This is a genomic window from Limnothrix sp. FACHB-881, assembly GCF_014698135.1.
Taxonomy (GTDB): Bacteria; Cyanobacteriota; Cyanobacteriia; order CACIAM-69d; family CACIAM-69d; genus CACIAM-69d.
This window is the reverse complement of record NZ_JACJSN010000014.1, coordinates 124,796-131,809: the sequence shown is the minus strand read 5'-3', so window position 1 is coordinate 131,809 and position 7,014 is coordinate 124,796. Positions and strand designations below refer to the sequence as shown.

General features: G+C 56.3%; 5 protein-coding genes. 1 reads left to right on the top strand and 4 read right to left on the bottom strand.

All coding sequences use genetic code 11. The features are described from left to right. Window positions 1-102: IS1 family transposase (locus H6G52_RS13470; protein WP_190526908.1), on the bottom strand; the 102-nt coding region annotated here is incomplete at its 3' end. A 272-nt stretch (window positions 103-374) separates the two neighbouring features. Between H6G52_RS13470 and patD the strand changes: the two genes are divergently transcribed. Further along, window positions 375-665, top strand: coding sequence for a heterocyst frequency control protein PatD (gene patD / locus H6G52_RS13465; RefSeq protein WP_158234479.1), 291 nt, complete (start codon window positions 375-377; stop codon window positions 663-665). A 67-nt stretch (window positions 666-732) separates the two neighbouring features. On the opposite strand, the gene H6G52_RS13460 is transcribed toward patD, so the two are convergent. From H6G52_RS13460 to H6G52_RS13450, 3 genes are all read right to left on the bottom strand, one after another. Beyond that, complete coding sequence (locus tag H6G52_RS13460; RefSeq protein ID WP_190528976.1) at window positions 733-2,169, bottom strand: SPOR domain-containing protein; 1,437 nt, start codon at window positions 2,167-2,169, stop codon at window positions 733-735. Window positions 2,170-2,324: 155 nt separating this feature from the next. Further along, window positions 2,325-4,217, bottom strand: a complete 1,893-nt coding sequence (locus tag H6G52_RS13455; protein WP_190528974.1) for an ATP-binding protein — start codon at window positions 4,215-4,217, stop codon at window positions 2,325-2,327. 820 nt (window positions 4,218-5,037) lie between these two features. Further along, entirely contained in the window at window positions 5,038-6,984 is a 1,947-nt protein-coding gene (locus tag H6G52_RS13450) for a CHAT domain-containing tetratricopeptide repeat protein (protein ID WP_190528972.1), read from the bottom strand. Between the last annotated feature and the right edge of the window lie 30 nt (window positions 6,985-7,014).

Sequence of the window (7,014 nt, the reverse complement as noted above, 5' to 3'; positions counted from 1 at the left end):
GGAGAAGGTTTGGTGGCAAGCTGGACAAAGATAGCGCTGATGTCCATTGGGCATCCTGCCGTGTTTATGGGCTTTGCTGTGACCGCACAGAGGGCATTCCATGGCGTGAACCTTCATCCATCAGTCTCTCTACTCTATCAATCCCACATTAGATTGACGTACGACCTGATGTTTTTTGGATTACACCCGATCGCCCTGATCCCCGCCCCTTCATTACAACCGATCGCCCTATGCAATCTCCCGATTCGATCAGTGAAAATGCGTCAAATTCCGAAAAGGCAGCGCTTGGCTCGCTTGAACGAGTCGATAATGGCAGTTTATCGGATCAAGGCTACGAAAAACTACGATTAACGCTCGAATGCTTTGAATTGCGCTTGCAAGCGGCAACCCAGCCTCCGGCGGATCTGAATGAAGTGCTGGCCGATCTGCGGGTGGCAGTGACGGGGCTGGCGGAGGGCAGCGGCCTGGAGCAATCACTGCAAGTGGAAATTTACAAACAGTTACGTTTGCTGGAAACGGATTGGGCATTTTTGCGAATGGCTCGTCAACCAGCGACCTTTGCCCAGCGGCGATCGACCATGCAAGAGCGACTCAAGCTGTTGCAGAGCTATTGCGCCCATGGCCAAACCCTGGCGGCGGGCGAAGGGGCGATCGCGCCAGATTAGGGGCAAATGTAAAGATCAGGGGCAATAAACGCGGAGGTGACCGCCTTAGGGATGCCTTAGGGATGTTCTAGGGATTATTGCCGTCGATGATCCAACCGTTTTGCATCAGCTCAGTGGTTAGGTTGGCCGCCCCAAGACGCGATCGCCACTGTTGGGCCATGGATTGGTCGGCAAAGGGGCCAATGCGCAGACCGCCGGTTTCGTTGGGGAAAACGCTGGAAGCTGGAACCCCCAGTTCACTGAGCCGGTTAATCAGTTGCGCGAGGGGCGATCGCCCGTTGGTCACCACCACAAAATAGGCCGGGTCATTGGTTGCCGTGGAGCTGGCGGCGGCCAGGGTGCTGGGGAGCTGATTGCTCGATCGAGGCAAAGGCGCAAGGCGGCTGGGGGCTGGCGCAAAGATCGGTTCCGGGTCCGGCAGGCTGGCCATGGGTTCCGGTGGTGGCTCGGGCAAACTGCGCGATCGGCTGGTGTTTCCCAAGGGGGGCAACCGGCGGCCTGCCATCGGGAGCGGAGCCGTGTTGTTGGGAGGTTGCCATTGGGGATCACGGCCAGCGGGTTCAAAATTGGCAAAAAGGGCGCTGGGATCCGGTTCATTCTGATTGGGGTCTCGTGCTGGCGACCACCCGGCCGCGCCTGATCGAGCGGGCAGGGGCGATCGAACCGGTTGCACCCGATTGAAAGAATTGACGCTGGCATTAACGGTGGCATCGGATCCAGAAACCGCCGATCCGGAAGCTGCCGATTCACTCAATTCGCCAATTTCAGCGGTGATCCCCCGTTGAGCCAGTTCTCGTACCCGGGCAGTGGCATCGATCGATCGCTCAAATAGCCCAGCCCGCACGGCCGTTTGCCCCCGATAGGTGACAAAAGCCGCCGTGGGAGACAGTTGTTTAACCTGCTCGAAAAGCCCCAAACTATCGCCGAGGGCATAGACCACATAACGGCCTTGGCTGGGAACCACCGGCTCAAAAAAGTTGCGATCGGTTGGGTTCGTTGGGGCGATCGCGCTGGAGGTGGTTGGAGGTTCCTGCACCATGGTCACCCCCGAGCCAGCTCCCTCCTCCACCACCCAGCCGGTTTCTTCCGCAGCCGTTGGGTTCGCGATCGGGCTGGGGCGCGGTGCTTCCAACACTTCCACATCAATCGGTGAGCGCGGTGGGGGCGCAGCAGCGGGCCTTTCAGCCTCGGGGATCGGCGCGGCCGGCGCACCGGGCAAGGGCGCACCAAAGGGAAGCGTGTCATTAGCCGAAGCTACGGGGGCGATCGCTCCCAGGCCGCAGCAGGTCAGCGCCATTGCCCCCAACCAACGCCCCCAGCTTTGGCCCATTGGGTTCTGGGGATGTTGACTCGGCTGATTCTGGCCCCGCTGGCGATGTTTCAGAGGATGGGTGGGATGGGGTGCGCTCTTAATATCACCGTGGATATCCATAGAAACTTGAGAAACTTTGACCGCTTCGGGTTCCATATCCATTTCCATATCCATCGCCATCTTGATCTGCATGGAATTGACCGTTGATTAGCCCACGACTAGCCCGCCGGTATCGGCTACGCACCCATCATCATCGCCGCCTATCATCATAGCCACGTGATCACCGCAGCATCACCCATCCAATCCGCGATCCCAGGTGTTCATGGAAGTGGGCAAGTTTTGTGCCCCTAGGTCAGCGGATCCGGTTGAATCGGCAACTCCACCCGAAATTCCGTTCCTTGCCCGATCACCGTGCTGAATTCAATGAGTCCGCCATGGGACTTCACAATTCTTTCGCTCACGGACAAGCCCAAACCCGTTCCCCGGCCCACCGGCTTAGTGGTGAAAAAGGGATTAAAAAGCTGATCTCGTGCCGATTCAGGAATCCCCATCCCGTTATCCCGCACCAACACCCGCACCCGATCGCCCAAATTGACCAGGGACACAGCCAACATGGGTTGCCAGTTGGGGTCTTGGCGCTGTCGGTCTTGGCGAATTGCCTCCTCGATCGCATCCAGCGCATTGGTCAGTAAATGCAACAAAACCTGATTAATTTGGTCGGGATAGCACAACACTGGCGACACCGCCTCATAGCGCGTTTCGAGATTGACACTTAATCCCGTCTTTTTGGCCATGGAATCGTTGCCCGTCAGCCGATGATTCAGAATCAACAAAGCGTGCTTAATACTCGACTGCAAATTCAGGGGCTTCATTCCCTCCTCATCCAGACCCGAAAAGGAGCGCAAAGCCAAGACAATCGAGTTAATTCGCAGCACACCATTCTGCATGGAGTCCATCAGCTTCAGAAAGTCGTCTTGGATGAACGGTAGATCTAATTCCGCCTCCAAGTCCTGTAGATGTTCCGGGCGATCAGGATAGGTTTCCTGATAGGCCCGCACCACATCAATTAAATCCTTGGTGTAGTTTTTGGCATACAGCAAATTGCCCCGGATAAAACTAACAGGATTGTTAATTTCATGGGCAATGCCAGCCACCAACTGGCCCAAGCCGGACATTTTTTCCGCATGGATGAGCTGGCTTTGGGTGTTGCGCAAATCCAACAACACTTGATTGAGAACTGCGGCTCGATCGCTCGATAAACGCTCCAATTCAGTAAGAGACTCATTGGCCCGTCGCAAGTCCCCGATGGCCACCGTGCGCTCCCGATTCACCTGCACATAGCTCAAGCAAAGCCCACTGAAGGGAACCAAATAGGCCACGATTTTCAGAAAATGGGCAATATTAAACCCCGAATCAAACAGGGCCATTGACCCAAATACCATGTGGAGCTGAGTGGCCACCTGGGGAATCATGCTGACCCAAAGGGCCAAAGAAAAATAGCTGGGATATTTTTCATAAAACCGAGGCAATCCCCACAAACCCAAAAGGGCAAATAGCACCAACGGCCCCAAATCCCAAGGACGGGTTACGATCGCATCGGGAAACAAGGTGGGTGGCAGTTTCTGACTGGTTAAGCATAGCCAAATGGTTAAATAGGCGAGCACACCTAACCCTAAGGATGCGAAACCGATTAATGCTGAACTACCCAGCCAAGACCGGCCCACCCATTGCCAGCGATCGGGCAAAAGATGGCTGTTGGTGTTCGTAATCGCAACCAATCCCAGGGTCAAAATAGTGCCAGAAAATAACCGGCAGAGCACCCAAGTGAAAGGAATTAAATCCACCGAGCTATCGACAGAATCAATCAGGCGATCGGCGGCCAGGGTGTGAAACGCATCCATACAACCGGCATAAAACAACACCAACCCAATCAGCGGGGTGACCAAATCTCGATGCAACGTAAAGTGCAAAAAGGCCAATACCGCCGTTAGGGTAGCGGCTGCAAAGGCGCTCCATTCCAAAATGGTGTGGATGAAACTACCCGCCAGCATGTGGTGCAACCCATCCACCAATTCCGGATCCTGCACAAAGCGAGGATCCGTCATGGCAGGAATGACCGTCGGATCCAAGGGCTGAATCACCGTGGAAAAAGACACCCCTGCCAACTCAAACAGTGACGGCAGAATGGTGATTACCAAAACAGCCCCAACCCAAACTTGAATGGTGCGTGGTTGAATCATGGGGTCGCGATCAAAACTCTCCGGCAAACTTTCCAGCAAACTCTCAAGCTAATTCTCCAAATCAGTTCTCACGCCAATTCTCAAGCCAGTTCACCAGTCAAGTCCGAAGCCCATTCCTCGGTCAGTCCCTCGGTCAATTTCTTTCTCAGAGGATGTCTGAAAAGTATTTTGGATGAGTTACCAAGCACCAACAGGGCGCGGAAGATCAACTGTTTCGGGATCACCCCGCACAATGACGACACCCCCCAAGCCCCTGGTTTGCGTCGATCGATGAGGCCGATAAGTCGTAGCTGTGGCTTTTCAGACATCCTCTAAGCGAGTCTTTGAGGTCATTGTCAGGAGCATCCCCAACTCAACCTCTAGGTAAATTTTTGGGCAAATTCCTGGAAAAGAACAGTCTTGATGGCCAGTTTTGACTCCCAAGGGCGTTGGTGGCCCAACGGTTTCCAAGGGAGCTAACTGTCCATAAAGTACCCATCAGGCAAACCAGAAAAAATCCGGGAAGGGCAATCGAAATCATCCAGAAAATTGAAGCATCAATGGTCGCCCTTGAATAGCGATCGCTCGGGACAGGCAATAGACCTCTTGCATTAATCAAGACCCTCACCCTAAATCCCTCTCCCAAGTCGGGAGAGGGACTTGATCACCCGCCACGAGATCGCCGTAACCCAGCAGTTCTGGCTCCCCTTCGCCCACCTTGGGAGAAGGGGTTGGGGGGTGAGGGCAACGAGCTGATTCGTGCAAGAGGTCTAATGATCGCAGGGTTACTCGTGACGGTTCAACGAGCCGAATTTTGAGAGGGTTTGATTGATTTTTCGCCCTAAGGGGCCCCAACGGTGATAAAAGCGGACCAGTCCCGAGGATTTGGATGCTGTTTGATGGTTTCCAGCATGGCGCTACGCAGGGCGACAGCGGTATCGGGATTGCGCTGAAGTGCTTGATAAAAGGCAATCATCAGCGTTTTGGTGGGGTTGTCGGGCACTTTCCAGAGGGAAGCCACCACCGTGGGCACGCCGGCCACTAGGAACGATCGCGCCAGACCCATCACCCCATCACCCGTAATGCGACCCCGACCAGTATTACAAGCACTCAACACCACGAGCTGGGCTTGCAAGCGCATGGTGGCGATTTCTGCGGCTCGTAACAGACCATCATCCCCTCGGGAGGGAGCCAGGGCCAAGAGGCCCGGAACGGCCGGCTGCACCACGCCTTCTCCCGCTAAGGCGAGGTTGGCATTGTTGCCATTGACCGTTACATTGCCACCAATGATCACAGAGCCAGGACTGACAATTACGCCGCCCTGGCGAGCTTTGGGGGCGTTGGGATCGCGCGGGCGGCCAAACTCGTTCAAATTGGCATCCAGATCCAAGACCCCGTGGGTAGCAAAATGCAGGATCCGTTGATTGGGCATTTCAGCCACGATCGCGCTTTTGGTGGCCTGATCGGTCAGCAGCGGTTGCACGCCCAACATTTGAGCCACCGCTTGGGCTTCGGTTTCGGCTCCGGGCAAAGGAGCCAGCCGCTCCCGTTGGCCATCCGGGCCGGCGGGTACTTCCGGCATTAAAACCGGGTTACCCACCACTAGGCCGGGCTGGGCCGCAGGCGTTTGCGTTTTACGGCGTTGTTCGGCGATGGCTAACACCTGAAGGGATGGCGTTGTGGCGATCGTCTGGGTTTGTACGAGGTAATCGCCGTTGGGATTCTGGAGAGCCGCAAAGGGAACTAGGTTAGTGGCCCCTTGCACCACAAATACCAAGCGCTGGCTTGGATCGCGGGGCAATTGAGGGGCGATCGGGGCAATCAATAATTGGTAGAGCCGTTTTAGCTCGGTGGTGGCGCTGCCAGCGGTGGGCAACACAGCGGTCATGGCTCCCCGAGCCGCCAACACCAATTCCGTGAGGGATTTGGCGGACACTTGGGCGAGATCCACCTCCTTGAAGGCGATCGACCCATTGGGTTGCACGGCCCAAATGGCGACGATCGAGTCATCTTCGAATTCATCACCAATAATCTTCGGGGTCTTGCCCAAAACCGCATAGGTGACGAGGGTTGCGTTGAGCTGTTTGGCCAGTTGACGAATTTGCCCGATCGACAGGGACTCGGCCGTGGGCTGGCGGGCGGCCTGTTGCATCAACACCTCCACCAAGGCCCGGGCCCGACCCCGTTCCGCCCACTCCAAAGCCGCCTCGATTTTGCCTTGGGCAATCAGCGTTCGCAGCAGTTGGCGATAGGCGTAGCTTTGCTGCTCCAGCAGCGTCACCCGTTGAATATCGTTTAAGTCGCCGCTGGCTCGTTTGGTTTCCCAAGACTGAATCGCCATCAGCAAATGCTTTTCGGCGGCGGCATAGTCGCGGGTGCGATATTCCGCAATGGCCAACCGACTCAGCCAAGTTTCGTTGCCCGGGTTTCCGTTGGCAAAGCGCCGCAACAGGGGAATGGCCTCCGCATCCCGCCCCAACAGCATCAGACATTGGGCCAGGGGGCCAACGGCCTCGGGCCGATTCACACCCCCTTGGTCGATCGCCTGTTGGTACAACCGGGCAGCTTCGGCGTATCGATCTTGGCGATAGAACAATTCATCGGCTTGTTGAATGAGGCGATCGACCTCGGGACTTTGGGCCCGGTGGGGGAGCAGGGGGCGGGACTGGGGCAGTTGATCGTTGGGGATCAAACGCCCGGCCGCCGTCACGGGCCCGCCGAGGCTGACCGATCCCCCCAGGAGCGAAATCGTCACCATTGCTAACCAGTGCCATCGCCAAGCCACCATAGGGCGCTCTCCGTTGATTAACCCAAACCG